This is a genomic window from Myxococcus sp. CA033 (assembly GCF_013336625.1).
In the GTDB taxonomy this organism is placed as follows: Bacteria; Myxococcota; Myxococcia; order Myxococcales; family Myxococcaceae; genus Myxococcus; species Myxococcus llanfairpwllgwyngyllgogerychwyrndrobwllllantysiliogogogochensis.
The window spans coordinates 845,852-872,112 of sequence record NZ_JABUMU010000001.1; the positions used below are offsets into that span (position 1 = coordinate 845,852).

The 26,261-nt window shown below is 69.4% G+C and carries 25 protein-coding genes; 12 read left to right on the plus strand and 13 right to left on the minus strand.

What is annotated here, in order from left to right:
- Nucleotides 1-31: 31 nt before the first annotated feature.
- Together HUA78_RS03255 and HUA78_RS03260 are read left to right on the plus strand one after the other, a co-directional pair.
- On the plus strand, nt 32-1,153 hold the full coding sequence (locus HUA78_RS03255; protein WP_174475635.1) for a DUF3142 domain-containing protein: 1,122 nt from the start codon (nt 32-34) through the stop codon (nt 1,151-1,153).
- Nucleotides 1,140-3,161: a hypothetical protein gene (locus HUA78_RS03260; RefSeq protein WP_174475636.1), complete on the plus strand. Its 2,022-nt coding sequence runs from the start codon at nt 1,140-1,142 to the stop codon at nt 3,159-3,161. Before HUA78_RS03255 ends, HUA78_RS03260 begins: the two co-directional genes overlap by 14 nt.
- 19 nt (nt 3,162-3,180) lie before the next feature.
- Here the strand turns inward: HUA78_RS03260 and HUA78_RS03265 are convergent, their stop codons facing one another.
- On the minus strand, nt 3,181-3,849 hold the full coding sequence (locus HUA78_RS03265; RefSeq protein ID WP_174475637.1) for a cyclase family protein: 669 nt from the start codon (nt 3,847-3,849) through the stop codon (nt 3,181-3,183).
- Nucleotides 3,850-4,034: 185 nt separating this feature from the next.
- Between HUA78_RS03265 and HUA78_RS03270 the strand changes: the two genes are divergently transcribed.
- Nucleotides 4,035-4,514: a hypothetical protein gene (locus HUA78_RS03270; RefSeq protein WP_141645077.1), complete on the plus strand. Its 480-nt coding sequence runs from the start codon at nt 4,035-4,037 to the stop codon at nt 4,512-4,514.
- Nucleotides 4,515-4,569: 55 nt separating this feature from the next.
- On the opposite strand, the gene HUA78_RS03275 is transcribed toward HUA78_RS03270, so the two are convergent.
- On the minus strand, nt 4,570-5,487 hold the full coding sequence (locus HUA78_RS03275) for an RluA family pseudouridine synthase (protein WP_174467435.1): 918 nt from the start codon (nt 5,485-5,487) through the stop codon (nt 4,570-4,572).
- 320 nt (nt 5,488-5,807) lie between these two features.
- On the opposite strand from HUA78_RS03275, the gene HUA78_RS03280 reads away from it, so the two are divergent.
- The 3 genes from HUA78_RS03280 to HUA78_RS03290 all read left to right on the plus strand — a co-directional run bounded on the left by HUA78_RS03280 (nt 5,808) and on the right by HUA78_RS03290 (nt 9,373).
- A complete protein-coding gene (locus HUA78_RS03280) occupies nt 5,808-7,631 on the plus strand; it encodes a Hint domain-containing protein (RefSeq protein WP_174475638.1) in 1,824 nt (607 codons plus the stop codon).
- Between the two features lie 122 nt (nt 7,632-7,753).
- Nucleotides 7,754-8,491 (plus strand): hypothetical protein, encoded by a 738-nt coding sequence (locus HUA78_RS03285; RefSeq protein WP_174475639.1) that lies wholly within the window; start codon nt 7,754-7,756, stop codon nt 8,489-8,491.
- Nucleotides 8,492-8,629: 138 nt separating this feature from the next.
- Nucleotides 8,630-9,373 (plus strand): hypothetical protein, encoded by a 744-nt coding sequence (locus tag HUA78_RS03290; protein ID WP_174453198.1) that lies wholly within the window; start codon nt 8,630-8,632, stop codon nt 9,371-9,373.
- Between the two features lie 67 nt (nt 9,374-9,440).
- On the opposite strand, the gene HUA78_RS03295 is transcribed toward HUA78_RS03290, so the two are convergent.
- The 4 genes from HUA78_RS03295 to HUA78_RS03310 form a co-directional block, all read right to left on the minus strand.
- On the minus strand, nt 9,441-11,054 hold the full coding sequence (locus tag HUA78_RS03295) for an NAD(P)/FAD-dependent oxidoreductase (RefSeq protein WP_174475640.1): 1,614 nt from the start codon (nt 11,052-11,054) through the stop codon (nt 9,441-9,443).
- 118 nt (nt 11,055-11,172) lie between these two features.
- Complete coding sequence (locus HUA78_RS03300) at nt 11,173-11,562, minus strand: hypothetical protein (protein ID WP_141645481.1); 390 nt, start codon at nt 11,560-11,562, stop codon at nt 11,173-11,175.
- A 153-nt stretch (nt 11,563-11,715) separates the two neighbouring features.
- Nucleotides 11,716-12,615 (minus strand): phosphatase PAP2 family protein, encoded by a 900-nt coding sequence (locus HUA78_RS03305; RefSeq protein WP_174475641.1) that lies wholly within the window; start codon nt 12,613-12,615, stop codon nt 11,716-11,718.
- A complete protein-coding gene (locus HUA78_RS03310) occupies nt 12,608-13,546 on the minus strand; it encodes a fatty acid desaturase (protein ID WP_174453195.1) in 939 nt (312 codons plus the stop codon). Before HUA78_RS03310 ends, HUA78_RS03305 begins: the two co-directional genes overlap by 8 nt.
- A 76-nt stretch (nt 13,547-13,622) precedes the next feature.
- Between HUA78_RS03310 and HUA78_RS03315 the strand changes: the two genes are divergently transcribed.
- Genes HUA78_RS03315 through HUA78_RS03325 form a run of 3 tightly spaced genes read left to right on the plus strand, consistent with a single transcriptional unit; the run spans nt 13,623 to nt 16,197 of the window.
- Entirely contained in the window at nt 13,623-14,597 is a 975-nt protein-coding gene (locus HUA78_RS03315) for a DUF3419 family protein (RefSeq protein WP_174466750.1), read from the plus strand.
- The gene (locus HUA78_RS03320; RefSeq protein WP_174453193.1) at nt 14,594-15,514 is read left to right on the plus strand and encodes a GNAT family N-acetyltransferase; all 921 of its coding nucleotides are present in this window, start codon (nt 14,594-14,596) and stop codon (nt 15,512-15,514) included. The genes HUA78_RS03315 and HUA78_RS03320 overlap by 4 nt, the downstream gene beginning before the upstream one ends.
- Nucleotides 15,484-16,197 carry a TenA family transcriptional regulator gene (locus tag HUA78_RS03325; protein ID WP_174453192.1) on the plus strand — a complete coding sequence of 238 codons (714 nt, stop codon included), beginning with the start codon at nt 15,484-15,486 and terminating at the stop codon, nt 16,195-16,197. The genes HUA78_RS03320 and HUA78_RS03325 overlap by 31 nt, the downstream gene beginning before the upstream one ends.
- Before the next feature lie 19 nt (nt 16,198-16,216).
- Here the strand turns inward: HUA78_RS03325 and HUA78_RS03330 are convergent, their stop codons facing one another.
- The gene (locus tag HUA78_RS03330; protein ID WP_174461444.1) at nt 16,217-17,122 is read right to left on the minus strand and encodes an MBL fold metallo-hydrolase; all 906 of its coding nucleotides are present in this window, start codon (nt 17,120-17,122) and stop codon (nt 16,217-16,219) included.
- Nucleotides 17,123-17,203: 81 nt separating this feature from the next.
- Here HUA78_RS03330 and HUA78_RS03335 point away from each other — a divergent pair, with 81 nt between their 5' ends.
- The 3 genes from HUA78_RS03335 to HUA78_RS03345 all read left to right on the plus strand — a co-directional run bounded on the left by HUA78_RS03335 (nt 17,204) and on the right by HUA78_RS03345 (nt 19,491).
- On the plus strand, nt 17,204-18,058 hold the full coding sequence (locus HUA78_RS03335; protein ID WP_217439743.1) for an AraC family transcriptional regulator: 855 nt from the start codon (nt 17,204-17,206) through the stop codon (nt 18,056-18,058).
- An 11-nt stretch (nt 18,059-18,069) separates the two neighbouring features.
- Entirely contained in the window at nt 18,070-18,678 is a 609-nt protein-coding gene (locus HUA78_RS03340) for a 2,3-diphosphoglycerate-dependent phosphoglycerate mutase (RefSeq protein WP_141645474.1), read from the plus strand.
- Nucleotides 18,679-18,774: 96 nt separating this feature from the next.
- Nucleotides 18,775-19,491, plus strand: coding sequence for a DUF4476 domain-containing protein (locus HUA78_RS03345; protein WP_254623531.1), 717 nt, complete (start codon nt 18,775-18,777; stop codon nt 19,489-19,491).
- An 81-nt stretch (nt 19,492-19,572) separates the two neighbouring features.
- Here HUA78_RS03345 and HUA78_RS03350 read toward each other — a convergent pair whose 3' ends face one another.
- From HUA78_RS03350 to ccoN, 6 genes are all read right to left on the minus strand, one after another.
- A complete protein-coding gene (locus HUA78_RS03350; protein WP_174475643.1) occupies nt 19,573-20,157 on the minus strand; it encodes a hypothetical protein in 585 nt (194 codons plus the stop codon).
- Between the two features lie 64 nt (nt 20,158-20,221).
- A complete protein-coding gene (gene hemN / locus HUA78_RS03355) occupies nt 20,222-21,592 on the minus strand; it encodes an oxygen-independent coproporphyrinogen III oxidase (RefSeq protein ID WP_174475644.1) in 1,371 nt (456 codons plus the stop codon).
- Nucleotides 21,593-21,733: 141 nt separating this feature from the next.
- The gene (ccoG, locus tag HUA78_RS03360; protein WP_174475645.1) at nt 21,734-23,152 is read right to left on the minus strand and encodes a cytochrome c oxidase accessory protein CcoG; all 1,419 of its coding nucleotides are present in this window, start codon (nt 23,150-23,152) and stop codon (nt 21,734-21,736) included.
- A gap of 24 nt (nt 23,153-23,176) precedes the next feature.
- Complete coding sequence (locus HUA78_RS03365; protein WP_141645469.1) at nt 23,177-23,725, minus strand: cbb3-type cytochrome c oxidase N-terminal domain-containing protein; 549 nt, start codon at nt 23,723-23,725, stop codon at nt 23,177-23,179.
- On the minus strand, nt 23,718-23,897 hold the full coding sequence (locus tag HUA78_RS03370) for a CcoQ/FixQ family Cbb3-type cytochrome c oxidase assembly chaperone (RefSeq protein WP_141645468.1): 180 nt from the start codon (nt 23,895-23,897) through the stop codon (nt 23,718-23,720). The genes HUA78_RS03365 and HUA78_RS03370 overlap by 8 nt, the downstream gene beginning before the upstream one ends.
- Nucleotides 23,897-26,257, minus strand: a complete 2,361-nt coding sequence (gene ccoN / locus HUA78_RS03375; RefSeq protein WP_174475646.1) for a cytochrome-c oxidase, cbb3-type subunit I — start codon at nt 26,255-26,257, stop codon at nt 23,897-23,899. The genes HUA78_RS03370 and ccoN overlap by 1 nt, the downstream gene beginning before the upstream one ends.
- Nucleotides 26,258-26,261 lie beyond the last annotated feature (4 nt).

Genomic DNA, 26,261 nt, shown 5'->3' on the forward strand with positions numbered 1-26,261 from the left:
ACGAGCCCCGCGAGCCCTCCAGCGCTTCCGCATGAGCACCCCACCCCTGTCCTGGCCAAGAGTCCTCGCGAGCTTCGCGAGCGTGGGGCTGTGCCTCCTGCTCTGCTGTGCCCGCGCCCCCGCGCCCCCGCTGGGACACGAGGTCTACGTGTGGCAGCGGGACTGGAGCCCGGAGCTCGGGCACGCGCTCACGCAACTGCCCTCGGAGCTGGGCGCCCTGCGAGTCCTCGCGCGGGAGCGCTCCGGGGCCACGCGGGTCGCAGTGACAGTGGCGGTGGACGTGCCGGCCCTGGCGAAGACGGGGCGCGAGGTGGTGGCCGTCCTCCGCGTGGACGGGACGGCGCCGCTCGACGGCGTGTCGCTCCAGGAAGTGGTGACGCTCGCCCGCGACTGGAAGGCGCGCGGCGTGCGAGTCCGGGGCGTGGAGGTGGACCATGACTGCGCGACCTCTTCCCTGCCCGCCTACGCGGACTGGCTCGCGCGTGAGCGGAGCGGGCTCGGAGACCTCTCGCTCTCCATCACCGCGCTGCCCACCTGGGCGAACTCGCCCGCCCTGGAGCCACTGACGTCCATCCCCGACGACATCGTCGTCCAGGTGCATGCCGTGCGCGCCCCTTCCCTCTTCACCCCCGAGGAGGCCCGCGGCTTCATCGAGGCGTGGGCCAAGGCCTCGCCCCATCCCTTCCGGATTGCCCTGCCCACCTACCGCGCACGGCTTCGCGACGGACGCCTCCTGACATCCGAGCCCCACGAGGTGTCGCGCCTGCTCACCCACCTGCGGGAGCACCCGGTGAAGGGCGTGAAGGGCATCGTCTGGTTCCGGCTTGGACACGCGGGCGACTCGGAGTCCTGGAGCCTGAGCACGCTGTCGGCGGTGGTGCGCGGCGAAAAGCTCACGCCCCGACTGGAGCCCCGGCTGGTGGACGCGGGAGGCGGCACGCTCGACATCGTCCTCGAGAACACCGGCCGCGTGGACACCGAGGCGCCCACACGCCTCACCCTTTCTGGAAACCTGGAGGTCCTCGACGGCGTGGGCGGCTATGCCCCGCGAGGGACCTCACTCGTGGCGCGCACGCCTCCCCGCCTGCGCGCTGGCGAACGACGCGTCATCGGCTTCGTGCGGGGAACCGAGGTGTCACTTGTGGCTCCGTAGTCTGCTGGCCTCCCTGCTCGTCCTCATGCTGCTGGCGCCGGTGCGCTCGGCCGAGGCCTGCGGCCCTGACTTTCCCCACCGACTCCTCGTGGACCGCGCGGGCACCCTCGGCGAGCTGCCAGACGGCGCCTTCTCGCTCGAGGCCACACGACTGGCTCCCAAGCCCCTGGAGTCGTTCCGGGTGATGGAGGGTGGAGACGAGCCCGTCGATGCACGCACAGGCGGCGGGGCACGGGAGACGGAGCTGTACGAGGCGGGTGCCAGGGCCTTCACAAGCGGAGATGCGCAGACGGCGCGCGCCCGCTTCAACGACGTGCTCGCGCTGCCGGCCGGGGAGCGCCGCCACTACTCCACCTTCGCCGCCTTCATGCTGGGCCGCAACGCGGGCGCGGGCTTCGAGCAGGATGCGCAGCACGGCTTCGAGCGCACGCGGCAGCTCGCGCGCGAGGGCTTCGACGACCCGCTGGGCCTCGCGGTCGCCAGCCTGGGCGAGCAGGCGCGCGGCCTGCTCCGGGCGGGAGACGATGCTGGCGCCATCCGGCTGTACGCGGAGCAGGCCGCTCATGGGAGCGGAGGCGCGGTGACCTCGCTGCTCATGGTCGCACGCGCGCTCGCCCGCGATGAGGCCCGGCTCCACGCCGCGCTGAAGGACCCGCTGGCGCAGCGGCTCATGACCACCTTCGTGTGGACGCGTGGCCAGGAGTGGTACTGGTCCGAGGACACATCGGGCGGTGGCCTCGCCGCCGTGCTGGAAGCGCTCGCGTCGGTGCAGGGGCTGGCGGGAGCGGACCGGTTGGCGGCGGGAGCCTGGCGCGCGGGTCGGTTCGACCTGGCCGAGCGTTTCGCCCAGCACGGGCAGACCCCGCTGGCGGCGTGGGTGAAGGGCAAGCTGGCGCTGCGCCGGGGAGACCCGTCGTCCGCGGAGGTCTATCTGTCGGAGGCCGCGCGCGGGCTCCCGGCGTCGGAGGACTGGGTGGGCGAGGGAATGGTGCCGCGCCGTCCCCTCTGCCGCGTGGAGGGAGAGCGCGGGGTGCTCGCGCTCGCGCGAGGTGACTTCTTCCAGGCCGCCGAGCGGATGCTGGCGAGCTGCTCCTGGCCGGACCTGGCCTACGTGGCGGAGCGGGTGCTGTCCGTGGACGAACTCCAGCGCTTCGTCGCGGCCCACCCGCCCTCCGGCGAGGAGCGCTGCAAGCCCGAGGTGGGGCAGCTCTGGTACGACGATGACGTCGGCGAAGGGGCGGACCTGTCTCAGCGGCTGCGCCTGCTGCTCGCGCGGCGCCTGCTGCGCATCGGGCGCGCCGATGAAGCGCTGGAGCACTTCCGGGGCACGCAGTGGGAAGGGCCCGCGCGCCAGTACGCCGACGCGCTGAAGCAGAGCACCCAGGCCCACGACGCCGTGACTCAGGCGGAGGCGCTGTTCACGGCGGCGAAGCTCGCTCGCGGCCTGGGCCTGGAGATGTTGGGCACGGAGGTCGCCCCGGACTGGGGCTGGGTGGATGGAAACTACGACCTGGGCACCTACGAGGAACAAGAAGAGCTCTCAGCCGGGGCGGAGCAGTCCCGGGAGGCCCTGTCCGGAACACCGCTCCTCGGAGTGCCGGAGCAGCAGCGTGTGCAATCGCATGCGCCCCCGTATCCGTGGCGCTTCCACTATCGCTCCACGGCGGCGGACCTCGCCCAGCGGGGCGCGGCGCTCCTTCCTCCGCGCAGCCAGGCGTACGCGATGATGCTCTGCCACGCTGCGCGCTACGTCTCCAGCAGCGAGCCAGAACGCGTCCAGCGGCTGTGGCAGACGTACCTGAAAGTGGGCGCCGCCATCGACGAGCCCTGGTGGTCCTTCGGGCACTCCTGTCCCGAGCCGGACTTCGAGAAGGTCCGCGCCCAGCAAGCCCAACAGGCGCTGGGCAAGCGCCAACGACTGATGATGTTGGGCGGCGCGCTGCTCTTCCCGGCGGTGCTCGGCGCCGCCTTCTACCTGCGCCGCAAGCGCCGCGCGACGAGCCCCTGAAGCCCGTGGGGCCCGAGCCTCAGCGCCGCCGGAGGATGGCGCGCGCCGGGGCGCCGTCGCCTCCCGCGATTCGCAGAGGCAGGCAGACGAGGTCGTACGTGCCCGCGCTCACCGAGGACAGGTCCAACCCCTCGATGATGCAGACCCCCGCGCCCAGCAGGGCCTGGTGGGTGGGCACGCCCTCTTCCGGACTGCCGATGGAGAGGTAGTCGATGCCCACCGTGCGAACACTCCGCTCCGCCAGGTAGCGCGCGCCTTCCAGGGACAGGTACACGAAGTCCGGCAGGAATCGTTGCGCGGCCCAGCCCCGCGAGGAGTTGGCCGTCTTGAAGAGGACGCGCTCTCCGGGCTGGACCGCATGCGCCTTCAGCTCATCCACGCGGATGGCGCGGGGGTCTCGAATCTCCAGCACCCGGGCCACGCCAAGGAGGCTGTCGAAGGCCAGCGCGTCCACTCCCTCCGCGCCCTGGACGAAGTGCGCGGGCGCATCGACGTGCGTGCCGGTGTGCGCCCCCAGGGACAGGTGGGAGACGGTGGCGTCGTCTCCACGCTCCAGGGCCTGCACCCGGGTGATGCGGACCTCCGGGTTGTCCGGCCAGTGCACCATCCCGTCCCGCAGGGGCACGGAGATATCCACCCATGTGGTGGACTCACGGGAGGGCACGTTCGTCTCGGCAGCGGTCTCCATGAGGCTCCAGGGTGGACACGAAGCGCCCTGCTGGCGCCCAGGGCTGGCAGGCACACGGGCCGTCTCGCCCGCCGAGGGACCAGGAGAGTCACCGCCCCCGCGTCCACCCGACCACCTTTCCTCCCGGGACAGCGTCGGCTAGGTTGCGCCGCCTTTCATTTCCAAGGGTTGAAGGAGTTTTGATTATGCCGAGGACTTCCCAGGAGCAGACCCAGGAGCGCCACGCGTTCCTGCTCACCCTCTTCCGCCAGCAACCGGACATCAGCAGCAAGGATGCGCTGGAGTCCTTCAAGACGAAGTTCGGGGCGACCATCAACCTGAAGACCTTCAACCAGCTGCGCGCGGAGGCCGAGGAGGAGGTCGCTTCCACTCCGGTCGCGGAGGAGCCTGAGGTCGAGGTCGAGAGCGCGCCGGAGACCGTGGTGGAGGACGCCGCCGCCCAGCTCAAGGCCGCCGCGACGCCGGAGGCGCTCAACGGCGCCGCCCCCGCGAAGAAGCCCAAGGCCAAGGGCACCGGCTCGAAGAACGTCTTCGTGGACGCGCCCAAGGAGCACCTGACCTTCCTGGAGAGCATCGTGCAGCAGCTCCAGGAGGCCGGTGCCGCCAACGTGCGCATCGACCACTCCACGGACCGCTGGATGGTCCTCGTGGTGGACCCGAAGTAGTTCGCCGTCCGCCGGACTCCACGCCTTCGAGTGGAGTCCGGCCCCGCGCCCGCGCTCAGCGGCGCAGCAGGGCCAGCGCGCGCTGGAAGTCCTCGGGCAGCTCCGCCTGGACTCGCACGGGCTGACCCGTCAAGAGACTCGGCAGCTCCAGGCTGAACGCATGGAGTGCCTGACGCCCCAGCGCCTTCGCCGCGGGATGCTCGCGCGCGGCCTCCGTCCCGTAGAGCGTATCGCCGAGCACCGGGAAGCCCGCCTCGGAGAGCTGCACGCGAATCTGGTGCGTGCGCCCCGTGTCCAGGTCCACCTCCAGCAGCGCCGCTCCGTCCAGCCGCTCGCGCACCTCGAACGACAGCGCCGCCCGCCGCGCGGAGGGCACCTTCGTGGTGAAGCGGCGCGGGTCCTGGGGATTGCGCGCATAGGGCCCCTCCAGGCGTCCGTGCTCCGGAGGCTGGCCCAGCACGAGCGTCCAGTAGCGCTTGTCCACCTGCTTCTCCTGGAAGGCGAGCAGGAGCGCCGCCGCCGCCGGGTCCGTGCGGGCGAAGGCCAGACAGCCGCTCGTCTCACGGTCCAGGCGGTGCACCACGCCCGGCAGCGCCTGGCCCTCCACGTCGAAGGGAGGGCGCTGCGCGGCGAGCAGGTCGATGACGGAGGCCGCTCGCCCCTCCGGCTCCACGACGAGGCCCGGCGGCTTGTCCACGATGACCAGCGCCGCGTCGTCGTGGAGCACCGTCAGCGTGGGCCCTTCCACGGAGGAACGCGGCGAGGCGCGCGGCTCCGGCCGCTCGATTTCGAGCTCCTCTCCACCCCACAGCTTCCGCGTGGGCTGACACTTCTTGCCCCGGATGCGCACCCCACCCGCCTCGATGAGGGCCCGGGCACGCTCCAGCGAGAAGCCGGGGACGTGCTTGGAGATGAACCGATCCAGCCGCTCTCCGGCGACCTCGTGGGGGACAGGGACCTTCTGCAGCGCCATGGCCTCACCCCGTCCCTCATGCGGCGCACGGAGTCAATGTGCGCGTGAGCCTGTCCCTGAAGCACCCCTGAAAACACGGGGCGCCCGGCCCTCTACGCTCGACGAGACAATCCTTCACATTGGAAGCGGACATCACGATGCGACGGGATGGGTCGTCCCTGACCGATACACAATGCCATATGTCAGACGTTGACTTTTCAACACGGAGCGTATGACAGTACTTATCCGGGCTCACCGAGGGCCTGCTCAGAGGGGGAGTCATGAATTTTACTCACGGTCGTCGTGCGACCCGTCTCGCCATTCTCGCTACATGCCTGTCTTTGCTACCCGGGTGTCCCTGGGTTATCAAACCTCAACCCAAGCCCAAGACTGTCGAAGAGCAACGTGAGGCCGTCGTCGCGCACTTCGAGAAGCGCACGCCGCACGAGGACTTCGTCGAACTGGACCTGGCGAACGACGACCACTACGAGTACGCGAAGCACCGGCTCCAGGAGGCCGTCGCGGCGCAAGGTGCAGCGGGAGCCAAGGGGCTCGTGGCGCAGCAGACGCCTCCCAAGGACTTCTCGCGCGCCCTGAAGACGCTGGACGTCGCCCGGGCGAAGGCCGTGCGCGGAGGTCCGCAGCCGAAGCCCACCGAATGGAACTGCGACCACTTCCTCCACGTCGAGGACTCGCGCACCGCCGGAGGCAAGGGCGCCCAGCAGGCCGACAACGCCCAGGCCCAGGCCCCTCGGCCCACGCTCCAGATTCGCCCCTACGCCACCTGCGCGGGTGGTTCGACCCACGTCTTCACGGACGTCACCGCGTATGAAAGTGACCTGGCGGGCAAGAAGCGGACGGTGCTGTCGACGAGCGCGAACGAGGAGCACAACGACGGCAGGACGTTCGACGACACCACCGTGTCCGTGACTCCGTCGATGGAGGCCAACCGCAAGGTCATCATCGAGTCGATGATGGTGGCGCACAACGACAAGACGGGTGAGGAGCACGTCTCGTTCGCCAGCCTGGAGACGTCGCTGGTGGCCACGCCCCAGACCTTCACGCTGGTCCATCCGCACTTCGCGGGCCCGGGCCCTCGGCCGGACATCAACCTCACCACCTGCCAGCTTCGCGGCGGGGCGGACTGCGACTACGCGATGGTGGCCAACGCTGGCGGCACCCTGGCGCCCTTCCCGGCCCAGTCCACGGGGCTCGCGCTGCGCAAGACGGGGGCCCCCTGGACGGGCGACCCCACTGCCTACTTCCCCTTCAAGCCGGGCTCCGCCTTCGACTTCACCAACATCTACATTCCCCTGCAGGGCACCTTCGACGCGGGGGCCTCGGCGACGGCGGACTGCACCATCCAGGCGATGAAGAACGGCGCGACGACGACGCGGCTTCGCCTCATCAAGACGGAGTCGGGCGGCACGTGTACGACGTTGGCGGACCTCTCGGACGCCTTCCCGGTGGGCGCGAGGACCAGCACGATTCAGCAGCTGGTCAACGTCTCGCAGAACACCACGGCGTCCGGCGGCGCGGGCTGCACCATGGAGCGCATCGTGAATGAGCCGGTGGTGCTGTCCATGACGCTCTACGGGTTGTCGACGTGTGGCGGCCCGGCGATTCCGCGCATCGTGACCTTCACGAGCACGGCGCTGCCCGCAAACCCCTTCAACCTCAACGTCCTCAACAGCTGCCTGGCGGAGGGCACGCGAATCACGATGGCGGACGGGAAGCTGGCGCCCATCGAGACGCTGCGCGTGGGTGACAAGGTGCGTGCGAACGCGGCCGGCCGGGTGCTCACCGTGCAGGACTTCATCTTCGGGCGTGAGCCCAAGCCGCTGGTCCGGCTGCGCGATGACCAGGGCCACGACGTGCGGCTGACGGAGAAGCACCCGGTGCTGCTGTCCTCGGGCCTGGTGGTCGCGGCGGAGAAGGTCCAGGTGAAGGACACCGTGCGCACGCAGACGGGCACGGCGACCATCACCGCCACCGAGCGCGTGCCGTACGACGGCAAGGTCTACAACCTCAAGCTGGGCACGGCGGAGGAGTTGGAGTCGCTGAGCCCCAACGAGCGGACCATGTTCGCCGACGGGCTGCTCGTGGGCGACGACACCATGCAGCGCGAGCTGGAATCGCCGCGTCGCGCCTCGGCCACGAAGTGAGGTGAAGCACCGGCACCCGCTGGCCGTCGTGGCTGGCGGGTGTCTTCGTCTCGGCGGCGGGCCGTCCGGAGAGCCCTCCTGCCCGCGCATCATGTCGGGTCGGTCGTGTAGGGTGCGGCCCCATGAGTTCCATCCCACTCGCCGGCGCCTATCGCTACACGCGCAAGGGGATGGGAGTGTTCCACCTGCCCTTGAGCCGGCCGTGGACGTGGGCGCTCACGCACCACGGCATGTGGAGCGTCTTCGTCCACGACGTGGAGCCCGCACGTCCCGGTGTCCCCGAGCGACGCCACCCGCTCCACCCTCCCGAGGCCGTGCTCGGCTGCTGGCTCGCCCTCTACGCCACCCGTGAGTACGACGAGGAGGCCGTGGAGTGGCTGCGCGGGGCACACGGCCTGGAATCCCCCACCCGCGACGTGCTGCCCGCTGGCGCGTATGTCGCCATGGCCCGGCTCGCGGAGGTGTCCACCGTGGGCAACGACTCCCGCGCCTTTGGACGGGACGCCTGGTGGTGGCCCCCGGGTGCGTCCTGTCGCGGCACCGTGGCGTGGTGGCTGGAGGAAGTGCAGGTCTTCGAGCCGCTCGTGGCGGCCCCGGCCCAGCGCCTCGCTCCCATGGACCCGGAGCTGTTGCCGGAGCTGCGTGAGCGCGTGCGCCTGGCCCGCGACGGCATCTGGCGTCCCGAGGTCTACGCGACACCCGCCCCACCCCCTCCCGCGCCACGGGAGCCCGAGCCCCGCGTGCTTGCGCCCCCTGTCCCGACCGTACCCGTGCGCCGCGAACTGCCCGCCGACGACAGCCCCGTCGCCCCCATGGGCAGCGTCGAGCAGCTCGGCCTGTTCGGTGGCGGCGGTACCTGAGCCCCAAGGGAGGATGGCTGTCTTTCAATGCACGGAACCTCGCCGCGGGCTCGCGTCTCGCGCGGTCGTTTTGGCTGGTGCCCCGCCTTCCTTCCTCTACACTCCTTGTGAACCTACCCTCCCCATGGAGTTGACCTGATGTTCAGCGCTTTCTCGCGCCCCCTGCGATGCTTCGCCGCCACCGCCGCGCTCCTGTCCCTCGCCGCATGCGGTGACGACGACACGAAGGACCCTGTCCCCGAACCGCTGGCGTGCGACGCGCAGACCTATACGGAGGCCGTCCGCCATGCGGCGGAGCCCACGACCGAAGACATCTCCACGCAGCTGTGGGCCATCAGCCCGTCCAACCCGAACCTTGTCTGGAATGAGACCAAGACGGCCGTGCGCATGGCCATCTGGACCACCTTCCAGGGCTACACCCTGGGAGCGAACACGCTCTCTCGCGAGGTCTGGGTCACGGCCGCTCCCCAACTCCAGACATTCTGCAAGACGGTGTCCGCGGAGAAGCTCGTCCCGCGCGTCAATCAGTATCTGGGATTGCCCCCGGCGACCGAAGGCGACAACGCGCGTTACATCGTCGAGCTGTGGGTGAAGCCCGGAGACATGTTCCGCCCCTGTCCGGACTCGGAGATCGACGACGGCACGTGCGGCCTCCAGTTCCCCACCACGGCCACCACCGAGCACAAGAACTGGATCAACGCCAACTTCGCCTCCAGCTATGGGTTCTGGCAGAAGACGCAGTACCCGTGGACGGGCCTGGGCTACACGTATGACTGGTGCAATGCCGACACGCGCGTCGGGGCCAGCGAGTTCGTGGTTCGCGCCACGTCCATCGTCGAAGTGACGGGCAAGTTCGAGCGCGCCGTCTACTGCGCGCAGTAACCTGCTCCCTTCGTGAGTACGTGAGGGCGGGTCCGCTCCGGCGGGCCCGCCCTTGTTTCTCCACGGGTCACCCGGACGCCGCCGCCACGTTCGCCATCGCCAGGATGGCCTGGGCGGTGCTCTTCCCCGTCGCCGCCGCGCCCTCCATGTAGCCCTGGGCCTCGTAGAACGAGCTGGTGTGCTCACCCGCGAAGTAGAGATTGCCCACGGGTGTCCCCTCGGTGCCCGCGAGTGACGTGAACTGCCCGGGCCGATAGGACGAATAGCTTCCCAGGGCGTTCGGATTGCTCGGCCAGTGCTCCAGGTGCGCGACGATGCGCCGGTCCACACCCCGCTTCACCGCGCCCGCCGTCCCCGGCACCACGCGGCCCATCGCCGCCACGAAGCGCTCCGCCTCGCCCGCCACGTTGCCTGGGTCCATGCCTGCCCCACGCGGCCCACTGGCGAAGTCCGTCAACACTGCGTCGCCCGCTGTCGCCCGCGTCGGGTTCGTCTCCCACGTGGCCTGATGGTTCATCAGGTCCGAGTAGCTCGCCCCACTGCACCCGCTCGCCCGCCACACCGGCCCGCGATACCCCACCATCATCTTCGCGTTGGTGCCGTACCCCAGCTCCCGGATGACCCGCGTCTTCCACGCCGGCAGGCCCAGGGACGCCGCCAGCTCCACCCGTCGCAGGACGGTGAACGGAACCGCGAGCACCACGACGTCATACGTCGCCGTGTACGACGTGCTTCCGCGCCGCAGCGTGAGCGCGAGCGCGCCCGTCGGAGTCTTCCTGACCGACTCCAGCCGCTCGCCCTGTCGGACCTGTCCCGGCAGACGCGCCGCCAGCTCGCGTGGAATCTGCTGATTGCCGCCGAGCAGGCGATACCGCTCATCACTCTCGCCATACGGCTCGAACCGTCGACACTGCTCGGTCTGAATCAGGAACAGCAGGTTGAGACAGCTCAGCTCATCCGCTGCCTGGCCGTACTCCGCCTCGTACGCGGCGATGATGGCGGCCTTCACCAGGGGCCCCGTGTTCCGCGCCTCCAGGTAGGTCACCAGGTCCAGCAGGTCGAACCGCCGGTCCAGCTCCGTGTGGTCGGCCGCCGTGGGCGCCTCGGACAGCCTGCTCAAGTCCTGGTTGATGGCCGCGATGAGCGGGCAGTACTCCTCCAGGATATCCGCCTCGGAATAGAGCTGTCCGCCAAAGAAGTAGAAGACGTCCCCCGTCACCCGCAGGAGGTCTTCCCGCTCCAGGTGGAACTCACGGGCATAGCCCAGCATCGTCGAGTGTCCGGAGTCGATGAACTCCCCGCCCCGCTCCACCACCTGCCCGGGGAAGATGACCGGCCCACCGAACGCGCCTCCCATCGAGAACACCCGGCCGCCCGTGCGCTCCCGGGCTTCATGCACCGTGGCCTGCACACCCGAGCACCTGAGCTCATAGGCACACGCGAGGCCCGCGAGCCCCGCACCGACGATGCCCACGCGAAGCGCGGAGGGAGGACGCGCCTCCTCGGCCCGCGCCGCCCGCACCGCCATTCCCATCCCCAGCGCCGTCACCCCCTTCAACACGGAGCGGCGGTCCATTCGAGCCACGCGTCGGGCTTCGAGCGCGTTCGCCTCCGGTGACTCGGCGGCGAGCGCCTTCCGGGTGGTTTGTCGGAACAGGTCGAAGAGCGGTGTGCGGGGCATACAAAACTCCAGAAACGAGAGGGATTGCGCCCTCTCACCTTCCAAAGCCTGTCGCGGCGCGCAGCGCTTGATACAAGGGCGCCTGTCATTGAACACCCCAACTGTGAAGCAGTGAGCCCTACCCGGCCCTGTAGCCCGTGGAGTGTCTGTCACGTGCGCGACGGGTCCTCGTGTTGGGGTGCGGGCGTCCGCCGTTAAGGCGATGCTTCGGCTTGCGGCGGATGAAACCGCTTGCATCCCCGCGCCGGTAACAGGTGATGAGGCGCTCGTCATCACTCACCAGGACAATCCAGCCCCGCGCCTGCCGTGCCAGCGACGAGTCCTGGAGTTGCAAGGGCAGGTCGCGCTCCAGCACGGTGACATGTGTCACCCCCGCGGCGCGGGTCCGAAGTCCAAAGTCGAGGATGAGCTCGAGGACTTCCTGTCGAAGCACCCCGAGCGCGCTGCGCTCGAGGAACGTGAAGGTGGCGGGAGACGAGCGGGAACGGGACTGACGGCACCGGGCCATGGCGGCTTCCTCCTGTTGTCCCCTTGCCTTTCACGTGCCGTTCCAAGCCGCCCCGCACGACATTCCGAGGACTTGCGGGGCCGTCCGCGGCCGTCCGCGCGACAATTCGTCAATGCCTCGCCAAGCGTGTGACAGCGAGACGCGGGCGACGTCTCAAGGACGGGGTTGAACCGCGGGCCCGGAGCCCGCGAGGAGCCCGCACCGCCAGGACGCCCACCGTGTCTGGAGACGTGGAAACACCGCGCTGAAGGCGATGAACCAGACGACACCGGCGAGCAGGTCGACCGCGTAGTGGTAGCGCAGCACCAGGGTGGAGAGGATGAGCGCCGCCGCCACGGGCACCAGCGCCCGGAAGCGCCAGGGATGCGCGCGCGCGTCATGACTCAGCAACACCAGGGTGATGTACACGTGCAGGCTCGGGAAGAGGTCGTAGGTGGACGAGCCGCTCGCGACGACGGCCGCGTTCAGCCGCGTCAGCCACCCTCCTTCGAGGGGCGCGGTGAACAACTCGGGATACGCCGCCACGGGGCCGATGGCTGGCACCAGATAGTAGCCCGCGATACCCGGCACGTAGGCCGAGAAGACGTGGCTGAAGAAGCGCTCCGCCCGCTCCCGGGGCCCCACCACCGCCCAGGCCATCGCGAGGTGGAGGTACACGTGGAACGCGAGATAGCTCGCGCTGAACACGTCATGCACCCACGGCGCGCTCCACCGCTGGAACCAGACCGACGGAGTGCTCCCTCCGAACACCCGCGCGTCCAGGCTGAACAGCCACGCGTCCTGGGTCTCGAGCCCCAGCGCGGGAATGGTGGTCTTCACCGACGCGTAGAAAAAGAACGTCGCCACATAGGCCAGCACCAGCCGCACCCGGAAGACGTGCGCCCAGATGTCCAGCCGCGCGAGCACCGCCACCGCGAGGATGAACAGGGCCGTGGCCCCAGCGACCTGGAGGAAGCTGACGGACCGCGCACCCGCCACGAGCAGGAGCGCGCACGACAGCGTCACTCCGAAGGTCGCCAGCAGCGCTTCGTGAAGGAAGGGACGCTCAGACATCCGCGGAGGAGACGCGCCGGGCCTCTCGCATCAGGGCGCCACTGAAGACGCCCCGGACGAACGAGAAATAGGACGGGATGAAGGGCGCCCCCTGCTCGACGAGCTCGGTCCGCAGGGACTGGTGCAGCACCGGCAGGTTGTACCAGGGCACTCGCGGGTACAGGTGGTGCTCCAGGTGGTAGTTCTCATTGCACATGAAGAACCGCGTCACCGGATTGGAGAGGATGGTCCGCGAGCCCCGCACCGGATGACTGCTCTGCGTGAGGAAGGTGTGCTGACTCATGCCCCGGATGTTGACCAGCGTGTTGATGATGACCATGGGGATGACCCAGGCATGCAGCAACACGGGCCACGGCACGAAGACGCCCGCGAGCACCGCCCCCGCGACGACCATCGCCACCTCGAAGGCAATCCACCGCTTCTCGGACGCCGTCCCGTGCTTCCAGCCCAGGATGGGAATCATGGTGATGTACGCGGGATATCCGAGCAGCAACCGGCCCACGTGCATCGCCAGCTCCAGCCAGCGTCGTCCCGTGTAGTTGGCGTAGTGGTCGGGGTCCAACCCACCGCCCAGGTCCCGGTGGTGCCGCAGGTGCAGCACCTTGTAGGCCGCGAGGTTCTGCAGCACGGGCCACGCGCACAGCATCCCGCCCAGCCTGTTCAGCCACGGCCGCGTGGAGAGCCCACCGTGCACGGCCTCATGGGTGAACAGGCTGATGCCGTGAAGCGAGGCCGCCGCGACGACGTAGAGCAGCCCACGCGCGAGCCAGACCTGGGCAGCCGGCAGGGCCTCCAGCGCGAGCACCATTGCCCCCCACGCCGCCACACCGTAGAGCGCGAGGAACACCCCGAGCCGGGGCAGATGGCGGGCGTCGACCTGCTCCAGCTCACGCAATCGCTGGGGAGTAAGGGACGATGAGAGCGTCGGCATGGGCTGTTCCTGTGGGTGACATCATGCCCTACAATCCGCCCCCTCGCCGAAGCAACCCTCGCCCCCCGCCGACGACTTGAGCACCACGCCCCCCCGTCTGAAATTCGCCGTCGTCCGTGAAGACCCGGAGCTGGAGCAGGAACTCATCGGGCGTACCCAGGCCCGAGCCCTCCTCACTGTCGCGTCCGGAGGCTGCACGCTCCTGACCCTGGCCCGGCGCAATCCATCCCTGGAGCTGGTGGGCTTCGACTTCAACCCTCGACAGCTCGCCCACGTACGGGAGAAGGCCGCGAGCCTCGGCACCGCGAGCCTGGAGGCTTTCAACGTGAGGGCCACCGACGCCACGGGGTTGAATCAGCGCGGCGAGTTCGAGGGCCTGTTCCGCACCCTGCGCCACTTCCTCGAGGAGTTCGCGGCCCCAGCGCGCGAGCTGGCGGCCTTCTTCGCGCCCACGACCTCCGCCGCCGAACGGGCCGCACTGCGCGACGGCTGGTTCGCCTCGTCCTTCTGGCCGGTGGCATTCCAGCTCGCGTTCGCGGACCCGTTCCTCCACGCCATGTTCGGCCCGGCGGCGACCCAGCACGCGACGCCCGGCTCCTATCCCGGCTACTTTCAGGCGACCTTCGAGCGAGGGCTGCGGCGCGAGGACGCCCACCGCAACCCCTACCTGCAGCACGTGCTGCTCGGCGCCTACTGTCCCGAGGACCGTCCAGAGTACCTGCGCGCGGAGGCGCCGCTCCCCGTCACGCTGGTGCAGGGCTCGCTCCCCGACGTGCCTGACCTGGGACGCTTCGACGTCATCTCGCTGTCCAACATCTTCGACTGGTCGGATGACACGCTCGTCGCCGAGTGGGCCGCGCTGCTGTCACGCGAGGCTCGCCCCGGCTGCGCCGTGTTGCTGCGACAGCTCAACAACCAGCGAGACCTCCGCCGCTTCTTCAGTCCAGCCTTCGTGTTCGACGACGCGCTCGGCAAGCAACTCCAGGCCCGGGACCGCAGCCTGTTCTATGAGCGCATCGAGGTCGGCTTCCGACGGACCGCCGCACCATGAGCGGCGTGCGCTACGTGGTGTGTCGGCCAGACACGCTCGGCCCCTATGTGGAACGACTGCGCCAGCTCGAGCGGGGCATCGAGTACCCCATCGCCGACGGCGCCGACCACTTCTTCATCGACCACGGACCCGAGTACCACCCCTTCTTCTCGTCCATGGGGGACGCGTACTTCCTGCTGGCGCTGCGTGGCGAACAACTGCTGGGCTCCGTGACGGGAATCTCCCGGCAGGTCCTGCGAGGCGACACCGCCGCCCAGGGCTTCTACATCTGCGACCTCAAGGTGGCCCCGCACGCGCGCGGCACGGGACTGGCGCGGAGGCTCATCTTCCAGGGGCTCACGCACCTGTTCCGCATCCCCGCGCTGCGCGGCATCCGGTTCCTGTACGGCGCCGCCATGCGGGGCGCGCGCGGCGACGTCATGCACACGGCGCGAGGCTGGAACCCGCTGCGCATGGGTCGGCCGGAGAGCCGGCTCGCGCTCTACTTCGTTCCCCCGGCGCGGCTCGCGGCGCTGGAGCTCGCGGGCGCGCCCACGCAGGTCCCAGGTGACGGGCTGGTGCTCGGGCCCTCGTCTGGCCGGAAGCTCGAAGGGGCGGGCTGGTGCACCACGTCGGGGAGCAAGGACCTCCAGCTCCGTTCGACGAACAAGCCCTGGCCGCTCGTGCACCTCGCGGCGCCTCCCACCGCCTGGACCCGGGGTTGGGGGCATTACCTCCGGGAGTGCGGGCGGGAACTCGCCGGGCGGAACGCGGACACGCTGGCCTGCTTCACGCTCGACGAGCGATTGAAAGCGCAGCTCGACTGGCTGCGGGACGCCGGCATTTCTCCCGACACGGTCTGCACCGTCTATTCTCTCGACCTGACCCGACTTAAGGGAACCCCTGCATGGGTGCACCTTCCCTCCTCCGAAATCTGAACCTGCGTCACCACATCGCTGGCCTGAAGTCGGGCTGGAACGTCCTGGAGACGTCGTCGTACCTGCGCGCGTTGAAGGACGGCTCGTTCGAGCGGAGCGACTTCATCGAGACGCAGCTGCAGTTCTTCTCGGCGGTCGCGCACTTCTCGCGGCCCATGGCCCTGCTCGCCAGCCGCCTTCCCCGCCCCGAGCTCCGCCTGCCGCTGGTTGAGAACGTCTTCGATGAGCATGGGCGCGGCGCGCTCTCCCACGGCCACGAGCACACGTTCCAACTGCTCCTGGAGCGGCTCGGCGCGTCCGGGGAGCGGCTCCAGGATGGCGCCTTCGGTCCGGAGGTCCGCAAGTTCAACGTCGCGCTGACGGGCATCGCCGGCTTCGAGACACCGCACACTGGCCTCGCCGTGTTCGGCATCATCGAGGACCTGTTCAGCGGAATCTCCGTGGAGCTGGGTCGCGGCATCGTCGCGCGAGGCTGGCTGACCGCGGACCAGGTGGTGCACTACCCCACGCACGCCACGCTCGACGAGGAGCACGCTGACGGCTTCTACCGCCAGCTCGACGCGCCCTACGACGCGTCACCCGCGGCCGCGCGCGACATCGAGCAGGGACTCATCCTGGGAGGCCACCTCCTCCTCGGCCTCTACGAAGACCTGTACCGGGCCCGTCGGCGCCGACAGGCCTGACACGTCCCGTGCACGTCTCTCAGGCGGCGCGACCACCCGCTCCGGGCGCGGGCTCCAGGTTCGGAGACGCGACGCCACTTCGCTCCGCCGTCACGGGCTGTGCCACCGCGTAGCGGTCCAGCTCCACGGCGCAGTGCGCGGAGAAGACCTTCACCTCCGCCGAGTGCTCCCGCACGAGCGTCCGCAGGCGCTCCTGGTTCGCGAGGCGCGCCGCGTTGTCCGTCGAGCGCAGCCGCTGGAAGAGCGCCAGGCCCGGCGGACTGCGAGGTGACACGGGGTTCAGCTCCTTGTGGTTGAAGTAGGCGTCACCCGCGTGCAGCAGCCATGACCCTTCCGTCTTCACGGCGACACCGCAATGCCCCGGCGAGTGCCCCACGAGCGGCACCAGCAACACCTCCGTGGACAGCCCCGGAATCACGCGCACCGCGTCGAAGCCGAACCACCGCTCCCCTTCCACCGCGTACTGCCTCCAAGACGGCTGGTGCTCCCACTGCACGGGCCGGTAGCCGAACTTCGCGTTCTTCGCCGACGGCACCATGGCCGCCGCGTGCTCGTCACGGAAGACATGCACCTGCGCGCCAGGAAAGTCCGCGAGCCCGCCAATGTGGTCCAGGTCGAAGTGCGTGGGGATGATGTGACGCACGTCCTCGCGCCGGAAGCCCAGTCGCTCCACCTGCGCGACAGCCGTCTCCCGAGGGTCCAACCGGGGCGAGTTGCGGCGGAGGAAGCGCTGGCCCAGTCGGGTCGGGTCCTGGAGGTCCTTGAGCCCCAGCCCCGTGTCGACCAGGACGAGGCCATCATTCGTCTCGATGAGGAGGCAGTGGCAGACCATCCGGGCCCGCGAGAAGAAGCCGCCTTCGCCCAGGACGAAGCGCGCGCCGCCGGCGGGACACAGGGTGCCGCAGTTGAGGTGATGGACTCGCATGAAGGTTCCTCGGGGGAAGCAGGGGTGTCGTGCCCTCCCAAGGTAGAAACGCGGGCCTCGGGTCGATTGGAGAAATCGGCCATGAGCGCTCGCCTGCCCTGGCCCCGGATTGAACCCGCCCCTCGCGTGCCGCATGCTGGCCCCGTGACTTCCCAGTCGCTCCAGGTCGAAGCCCACGGCGCGCTCGCGGGCTTCGTGCGTGGCTTCCGCGCCGTTCCCCGGGATGCGGGCGGCGGCCCCGCGTACGTCCGCCTTCCCGATGGAGAGGCCGAGCTCATCGTCCGCCTCTCCGACACCCGGGGCGACGCCTATGTCATCGGCACGCGCCTGCATGTGCTCCAGAAGGGCGGGACGGAGGTGCCGCCCCTGGCCGTCGCCGTGCGCTTCAAGGCCGGAGGCGCCTACCCCTTCTTCGGTGTGCCCATGGCCCACCTCACCGACCGCGTCGTCAACCTCGACACCCTGTGGGGCGAGGACGGAGCCCACCTCCGTGAGCGGATGCACGAGAGCACCACCCTGGCCGCGAAGGTCCAGGTGCTGGAGACCGCGCTCACCGAGCGCCTGCGTCGCGGTGACGTGTTCGAGCCCGCCTCCGCGCACGTCGTCCGCCGCGCGGTCCGCGCCATCTCCCAGTCACAGGAGCTGCCCCGGATTGAGGCACTGGCGCGAGGGCTGGGCGTCAGCGAGCGACAGCTGCGGCGCGCCTTCGACGACGTGGTGGGCATGAGCCCCAAGGTCTATGCGCGCATCGTCCGCTTCCAGCGCGCCATGCGGGCCTCCACGCGCGCCGCCACGCCAGACTGGGGCGCCATCGCCGCGGCCACCGGCTACTACGACCAGGCCCACCTCATCTCCGACTTCCGGAGCCTGACGGGTGTCACCCCCGTCGCGCTCCTGCGCGCGGGCCCCTTGGCCGTGATGCCCGGCTTGCGCTAGCAGGGAGAGCCATGCCCCTTCTCGCACTCGTCCGCCACGGTCAGTCCCTCTGGAACCACGAGAACCGCTTCACCGGCCTCGTGGACGTGCCCCTCACCGAGAAGGGCCGCGATGAGGCCCGCCTCGCCGCGCGCGCACTCCAGGGCATCAGCTTCGACGTCGCCTACACCTCCGCGCTCACCCGCGCGCAGGAGACGCTCACAATCATCCTGGAGGCCCTCGGCCAGCGCCCGCCCATCATCCGCGACGCCGCCCTCAACGAGCGCCACTACGGCGACCTCCAGGGCCTCAACAAGGCGGACGCCGCCCAGCGCTTCGGCGAGGCCCAGGTGAAGCTGTGGCGCCGCTCATACGACGTGCCGCCGCCGAATGGCGAGTCGCTGGAGATGACCGCCCGGCGCGTGCTCCCCTTCTACGAGCGCGCCATCTCCGGCGACGTCCGCCTGGGCAAGAACGTCCTCGTCGTCGCCCACGGCAACTCGAACCGCGCTCTCGTCATGAAGCTGGACCAGCTCACCGGCGAGCAGGTGGTGGGGCTGGAGCTGGCGACCGGCATTCCGCTCGTCTACGAGCTGTCGGCCGAGGGGTCCGTGCTGTCCAAACGAACCCCCTCTCCCTGAGACATGAGACAGGGGGCCCCTTGTCGTCTGGGGGCTTTGAATGCCATGAGACTCGGCCCGTCAGAACTGTCGAGTACACAAACAAGGACGCTCCCGATGAAGTCCCTCGCAATCGCCGTCGCCCTGCTGACCGCCGCCACTTCCTTCGCGCAGACCTCCCCGCAGGTCGAGAAGCAGCAGGCGCCCGACGCCACGATGGAGAAGTTCCGTCCTCCCCCGCCGGGCCGTCCGCAGCCGTCGCAGCCCTCCCAGCCGCAGTACCCGCCGCACAACAACTCGGGCCCCTTCGTCCCGCCGAACAGCACCGGCACCCTGGTGGTGGTCAGCCGCGAGGACCTGGCGCAGCGCCTGGAGCGCCTGGAGCGCCTGCTGGAGGACATCGAGGACCGGGCGGACCGGGACTCGCGCAACAAGGTGCGCAAGGCCCAGGAGACGCTGGAGAACGTGAGGCGCCAGGTCGCCGATGCCCCGCTGCTCGCCACGGTGATGCCGCGCCCGCCGCCCCCGCCGCCGGAGCCGATGGTTCGCCCGATGGCGGACGGCGCCTTCCAGCGCTGGTACGACGCCATCGCCCGGGAGAACTTCACCGACGACAAGCTCCGCGTCCTCAACACGGGCCTGCAGAACAACTACCTCCTCGTCTCCCAGGTGATGCGGTTGATGGACCGCTTCTCCTTCAACGACGACAAGATCAACGTGCTGCGCGCCGTGAGGTCGCGAATCCTCGACACGGAGAACAACTACCAGCTCTACAACGCCTTCACGTTCTCCTCCGACAAGAAGCGCGCCCAGGAAATCTTGTCGCAGCGCTGAGCGCCAACGAGCAGACACGCTGAATCGGGGCGTCGCGGGAACCCACCCGCGGCGCCCTTCGTGTTTCCACCACCGGAAGCCTCACGGGCCGGACAGCTTCTCCAGCAGGGCCCTGGCCTCCGGCGAGTCCGCGTTGCCGTGCACGACGGCCAGCACCTGTCCCCGCTCATCGAGCGCGATGGCATAGGGCTCGCGACTGGAGGCCAGCCCCAGCGACTTGCCCACATCGCCGCTCTTGTCGAGCCAGGTGTCCGTCCAGAACGCCTCGGGCACCTTCTTCTTCGCCCGCTCCCTCGCGGAGTCCGCGCTGACGAAGAAGGGCACCTTGAAGGTGAGCACGGAGGCCCGGTGCACGGAGTCCGGCACCTGGGTGGCGGCCGTGTCGAACCAGCGCCGCATCTCCTCGCCGCCGTCCTTGTCGGTGAGGACCACCAGCAACGTGCGCCGTCCCCTCCACTCCTGACTGCGGTGCGTCTTCCCCTCCAGGTCCTGCGAGGACAGCTCCGGCAGGGCCTCCCCTGGCTTGGGCGCCGCGCCCGCCAGTGAGGCCACCAGGAGCGAGGCGAGCAGGCAGGAGGCCCTCAGCCCTCGTCGAACAGACCCACGCGACTGTCGCGGCTCCATCACCACCTCCGTCGCCCGAGGGCGCGCAGGTGAAGTGGCCATTGCCTCGGGAGGAAGCCAGGGGAGCGGCCCCGTGAGGGGCCTGCCTGCTCGGTGGTCCGGGTGGCTACACCGTTCGGGAGAAGCGAGGCCGCTCGGCGCGCGCCAGGCGCGCGTCGAACACCATGGCCACGTTGCGCACGAACAGTCGCCCCAGGGCCGTCAGCTCCAACTGCGTGCCCGAGCGGACCACGAGGCCGTCCTCCTCGAAGCGCCGCAGTCGCTCCAGCTCGGGCGCGAAGTCGCGGACTCCATCCTCGCCCAGGTCCACCCAGGCGTTGCACATGAGCTGGGTGATGACCGCGCGGCGCTTCCGGTCGTCCTCGGTGAGCAGCAGGCCGCGCTCGGTGGCCAGTCGCCCCCGCGAGACGCGCTCGTAGTAGGCGGGCAGCGGACGGATGTTCTGCGCATACGCGCCGCCCACGTCGCTGATGCCCGTGCTGCCCAGCGCCACCACGTCCGAGGCCGCCTTCACGGTGTAGCCCTGGAAGTTGCGGCCCAGTCGGCGCTCGGACAGCGCGCGCGCCAGCTCGTCCTCCGGCACCGCGAAGTGGTCCATGCCGATGGCCTGGTACCCCGCCCCCACGAACGCCGCATAGGCCGAACGGAACAACTCCAGCTTCACTGGCGCGGTGGGGAGCGCCTCGGCCGGCATCCGCTTCTGGTGCTTGAGCACGTCCGGCATGAAGGCAAACGAATAGACGGCCAGCCGGTCCGGCCGCATCTCCAGCACCGTCTCCAGTGTCCGCGCCCAGCCCTCCGGCTCCTGGTAGGGCAGCCCGTAGATGAGGTCGAAGTTCACGCCGGTGAAGCCAAGTGCGCGCGCATGCTCCAGCAACGCTCGCGTCCGCTCAGGCGTCTGAAGGCGGTTCGTCACCTCCTGCACGCGCGGGTCGAAGTCCTGCAACCCCATGGACAGGCGGTTGAAGCCCAGGCTCCGCAGCAACGTGAGCTGCCCCGCTGTCGTCACGGAGGGATGGACCTCGATGGCGACCTCTGCGTCAGGCAGGGGCACGAAGCGCCGCGTGAGTTCGGTCCACAGTCGCGCGAGCTGCGGCTCCGTGAGGAACGTCGGCGTGCCTCCTCCCCAATGGATTTGCGAGAGCGAGCGACGCGCGCCCAGGCGCGCTGTCACCAGGTCCAGCTCCATGACCAGGTGGTCGAGGTACCGGTCCGCCGCGCTCGTGTCCCTGCTGATGACCACGTTGCAGCCGCAGTACCAGCAGAGGCTGTGACAGAACGGAAGGTGGACATAGAGCGACAGCGGCTCGGCGGAGTCCCGCGTCCCAGCGCTCCGCAGGCGGGCCTCCAGCGCCTCCGGCCCGAAGTCCTGACGCCACTCCGGCGCGGTGGGGTAACTCGTGTAGCGAGGTCCGGAGACGTCGTACCGACTCAGCAGCTCCGGCGTGGGCCGGGGGACACCTGGCAGCGGTTCCATGTCCCTCCACCCCATTCCAAGGCGCGTGCCACGCCTGTCGCCCGAGGTCCCCGGAAGCACCCGCAGAATCTGCGGAGTGCCCCAGGGGACACGCACGGCTTTCGTCGAATGGAGTGTCCGTGAGCCTGCCGCCCTGCTCCCTCAGCGACGCGGGGACGGCGGGCCGAGGAAGCGCGCCTCCACCCGCTTCACCTCGCCGGAAGCGGAGTCCGCCACCTCGACGAGGAAGGTGAAGGGAACCTCGACACTCCCCTGTGGGACGAGGACGAACAGCGGCACCCGGAAGCTCTCCAGCGAGGCGAGCCGCACCTGGGCCTGCGGTATCACCACCTGCGCGGAGGGCGGGCCCCGCACGGTGATGGAGAAGGTAGACTCCTCCGGGTTCTTGTTCACCAGGTGCACCTCGAACTGGTTGCGCACCGAGCCCGCCTCCACGAGGTAGGGCGTTCCCTGGAAGCGCAGCAGGTTCGCCTCGAACGGGATGCGCCTCGCCACGCTCCACACGAACCCGCCCACGGAGGCGAGCAGCAGTACCGCATACAGCACCAGCCGGGGCCGCCACGTGCGCCGGGGCTGGCCCGCGAGCCCGTTGAGCGAGTCGTAGCGGATGAGCCCGCGCGGACGCCCCACCCGGTCCATCACCTCGTCGCACGCGTCGATGCACTGCGCGCAGGCCAGACACTCCATCTGCAGGCCGTTGCGGATGTCGATGCCCGTGGGGCACGCGGTGACACACTTGCGGCAGTCCACGCAGTCGCCCTTCGGCGGCGCGGGCCGCGTGGGGAGGACCTTCAACAACCGCCCCCGAGGCTCGCCCCGTCGCGAGTCGTACCCGACGATGAGCGAGTCCCCGTCCTGCATCGCCGACTGGAGCCGCCCATAGGGGCACACCACCACGCAGAGCTGCTCCCGGAACCACGCGAAGTTGAAGTACAGCGCGCCCGTGACGGCCATGGCCCAGGTGAACGCCACCGGAGCCGCGCTCGGCCCACCGGCCACCATGGACACCAGCCCTCCGGCGGACACGAAGAGGCTGAGCGCGGCGTGGGCGATGAGCAACGACACACCCAGCCAGGCGCCATGCTTCACCACCGCGCGCGCCACGCGGCCCACCGTCCACGACGTCCCTTCCTGGCGCAGCCGCCGCTCGCGAGGCCCGTCGATGAGCCGCTCCAGCGGTCGATAGAGCCCCTCCAGGAACACCGTCTGCGGACAGGCCCAACCGCACCACACCCGGCCCAGCCACGCCGTGACGAACAGCAGGCCGAACCCCAGCGCCGTGCACAGGAAGAGGACCCGCCAGAAGTCCTGCGCGTTGTATGTGGCGCCGAAGAGGAAGAAGCGTCGCGCCGCCACGTCCAGGTGCACGGCGGGATGTCCGCCCACGTCTATCAACGGCAGGGCCACATAGATGGCGATGAGCACCGCGAACGCCACGCGGCGCCAGGTGATGAAGCGGCCCCGCACATCCGACGGGTGCAGCGCCCGCCGCGAGCCATCCGCGTGGATGGACGAGAGCTGGTCGATGCGGGGGCCTTCCTGCTGGGGTGCTGTCGCCATGTCGGAGTCCTCGCGGCGCGAGCGCTACGGCTGCTCGGGCTCGCCCTGAGGCGCCTTTCCGCCAGCGGCGTTCGTCCCCTTGAGCGTCAACACGTACGCGGTGACGGCCTTGACGCGCTCGGCCCCCAGCGTCCGCTCCCAGGCGGGCATGCCCTTGGCCACGGCGCCGTCGGCCACCACCTTGTGGATGGCCATGGGTGCGCCGCCGTGCAGCCAGAAGCCGTCCGTGAGGTTGGGACCGATGAGGCCCTGTCCCTGCGCGCCATGACAGGCCGCGCAGTTGGCCTGGAACACGGCCTTGCCACCCTCCAGCGACGTCGGGTCCTTCACCAGCTTCAGCAGCAGGTCGTCCGACGCGGGCGTGTTGCTGGCCATGCGCTGGGCGTGTTCAGCGGACTCCGCGGCGTACTCGCCCAACTGTCCCGGCCCTGCCTCCGCGATGTGGTACCAGAACCAGTAGCCCGCGCCGAAGACGAGCGTCGTCCAGAGGATGAACAGCCACCAGTTCGGCAGGTTGTTGTCGTGCTCCTCGATGCCGTCATAGATGTGTTTGACCAGCGACTTCTCACTCATGACCGCCCTCCCCGCGCTCCGACAACGGCAGCCGTGAGAGCGCGTCGAAGTCCTGGCTCCTGCGAGCTCCGAACACCCAGGCGCAGACGCCCAGGAAGATGGCGATGAACAGGACGAGCGCGAAGAGGGGAAGCTCCTCCAACGTCATTCCCTGGTAGAATTGCTTGTACATCAGCGGCCTCCTTCCTGGACTCCCGCCGCCGACGCGGTGGGCGCGACCTCCGGCGGCCGCACATCCTGCGGACCTCGACCCAGGCGCTGGAGGTAGGCGACCAGGGCCACCATCTCCGAGTCCCACGCCACCTGGACACCCTGAGTCGCCAGGTCCGCGGCGATGGCCTCACCCTGGGATTTCTGCCGTGCCTCGGCCGAGTCCACGTCCGTGTTGGTGTACGGCACGCCCAGCTTCCGCATCAGCGACAGCTTCTTCGGCGCGTCCTTCACGCGGATGCGGTTCTCCGCCAGCCACGGATAAGGCGGCATGTTCGAGCCGGGACTCGTGGCTCGCGGATCCATCATGTGCGTGTAGTGCCAGAGGTTCGGATATCGGCCACCCACGCGGTGCAGGTCCGGCCCGGTGCGCTTGCTTCCCCACTGAAAGGGGTGGTCGTAGATGAACTCCTCCGCGCGGGACACGTCGCCGTAGCGCTGTGTTTCCGCCACGAAGGGGCGAATCATCTGCGAGTGGCACGTGTAGCAACCCTCGCGCACGTAGAGGTCCCGTCCCTGGAGTTCCAGCGGCGAGTACGGCTTCTGCGCCTCGCCATGCGCGGGCACGGCCTGCTGGATGAGGATGGTGGGCAACAGCTCCGCCACGCCGCCAATCAGGATGGCCACCAGCGTCAGCACCGTGAAGGCCAATGGGCGGCCCTCGATGAGCGCGAACCATGACGGCCGTCCCGCCTCGCGGTCCTTGCGAGTGACAATCCAGGCCAGCTCGCCCAGCGCGACGATGGCGCCCATCAGCACCAGCGCGCGCACCGGCTTCGCCCAGCCCAGGAACATCGTCACCGTGAGGATGGCGATGGCGAACACCAGCGGACGACCGGTGACGACCTGCACCCAGCCTGGCGCGGGCGTCGTCGTCGCCGTGGGCACGGGAGCCGGCGCGTCTTCCACCACCACGGTGGTCTCTCCGTCGACGGCCTTGCCCGCGCGCGCCGTCTTCCAGAGGTTCCACGCCATCATGCAGAAGCCCACCAGGTACATGGAGCCGCCGACGAAGCGGACGATGTACATGGGCCGGATGGCGAGCAGCGTCTCCACGAAGTTCGGGTACAGCAGCGTCCCGTCCGCGTGGGTGGCCCGCCACATCAACCCCTGGTTGATGCCGCTGATCCACATCGACACGATGTAGAGGAGGATGCCCACCGTCCCCAGCCAGAAGTGCGCGTCCGCCGAGCGGGTGGAGTACAGCTTCGTGCCGTACAGCCTGGGCACCAGCCAGTAGAACATGCCGGCCGCCATGAAGCCGTTCCAGCCCAGCGCGCCGCCGTGCACGTGGCCGACAATCCAGTCCGTGTAGTGCGCCAGCCCGCTCACCGTCTTGATGGACAAGAGCGGCCCCTCGAACGTCGCCATGCCGTAGAACGTCACGCCGGCGATGAAGAACTTGAGGACCGGGTCATCGCGCAGCTTGTGCCACGCGCCCTTCAGCGTGAGCAGGCCGTTGAGCATGCCGCCCCACGACGGCGCCCACAGCATGACGCTGAACACCATGCCCAGGGACTGCGCCCAGTCGGGCAGCGCCGTGTAGAGCAGGTGGTGGGGACCGGCCCAGATGTAGATGAAGACCAGGGCCCAGAAGTGGATGATGGAGAGCCGGTACGAATACACCGGCCGCTCCGCCGCCTTGGGCAGGAAGTAATACATGATGCCCAGAATCGGCGTGGTCAGGAAGAAGGCGACGGCGTTGTGGCCGTACCACCACTGCACCAGCGCATCCTGCACACCGGAGAAGACGGAGTAGCTCTTGAGCCCGTCCAGCGGCAGCGCCAGGCTGTTGACGATGTGCAGCACCGCCACGGTGATGATGGTCGCGATGTAGAACCAGATGGCGACGTAGAGGTTCTTCTCGTTGCGCTTCGCCAGGGTCCAGAAGAAGTTGATGGCGAAGACGACCCAGATGACGGTGATGGCCAGGTCGATGGGCCACTCCAGCTCCGCGTACTCCTTGGAGGTGGTGATGCCCAAGGGCAGGCTGATGGCCGCGGCGACGATGATGAGCTGCCAGCCCCAGAAGTGGATGTTCGAGAGCACGTCGGACGCCATGCGCGCCTTCAAGAGGCGCTGCGTGGAGTAGTAGACGCCGGCGAACATCATGTTGCCCACGAACGCGAAGATGACCGCGTTGGTGTGCAGGGGCCGCAGCCGGGAGTACGTCAGATAGGGGATGCCCAGATTGGCCTGCCACCACGCGAGCTGGCTGGCCACCAGCGCACCCACCGCCATGCCCACGATGCCGAAGACCACCGCCGCGAAGATGAAGCGGCGGACCGTGGTGTCGTCGTAGACGATTCGCTGTTGTTGCACGGAG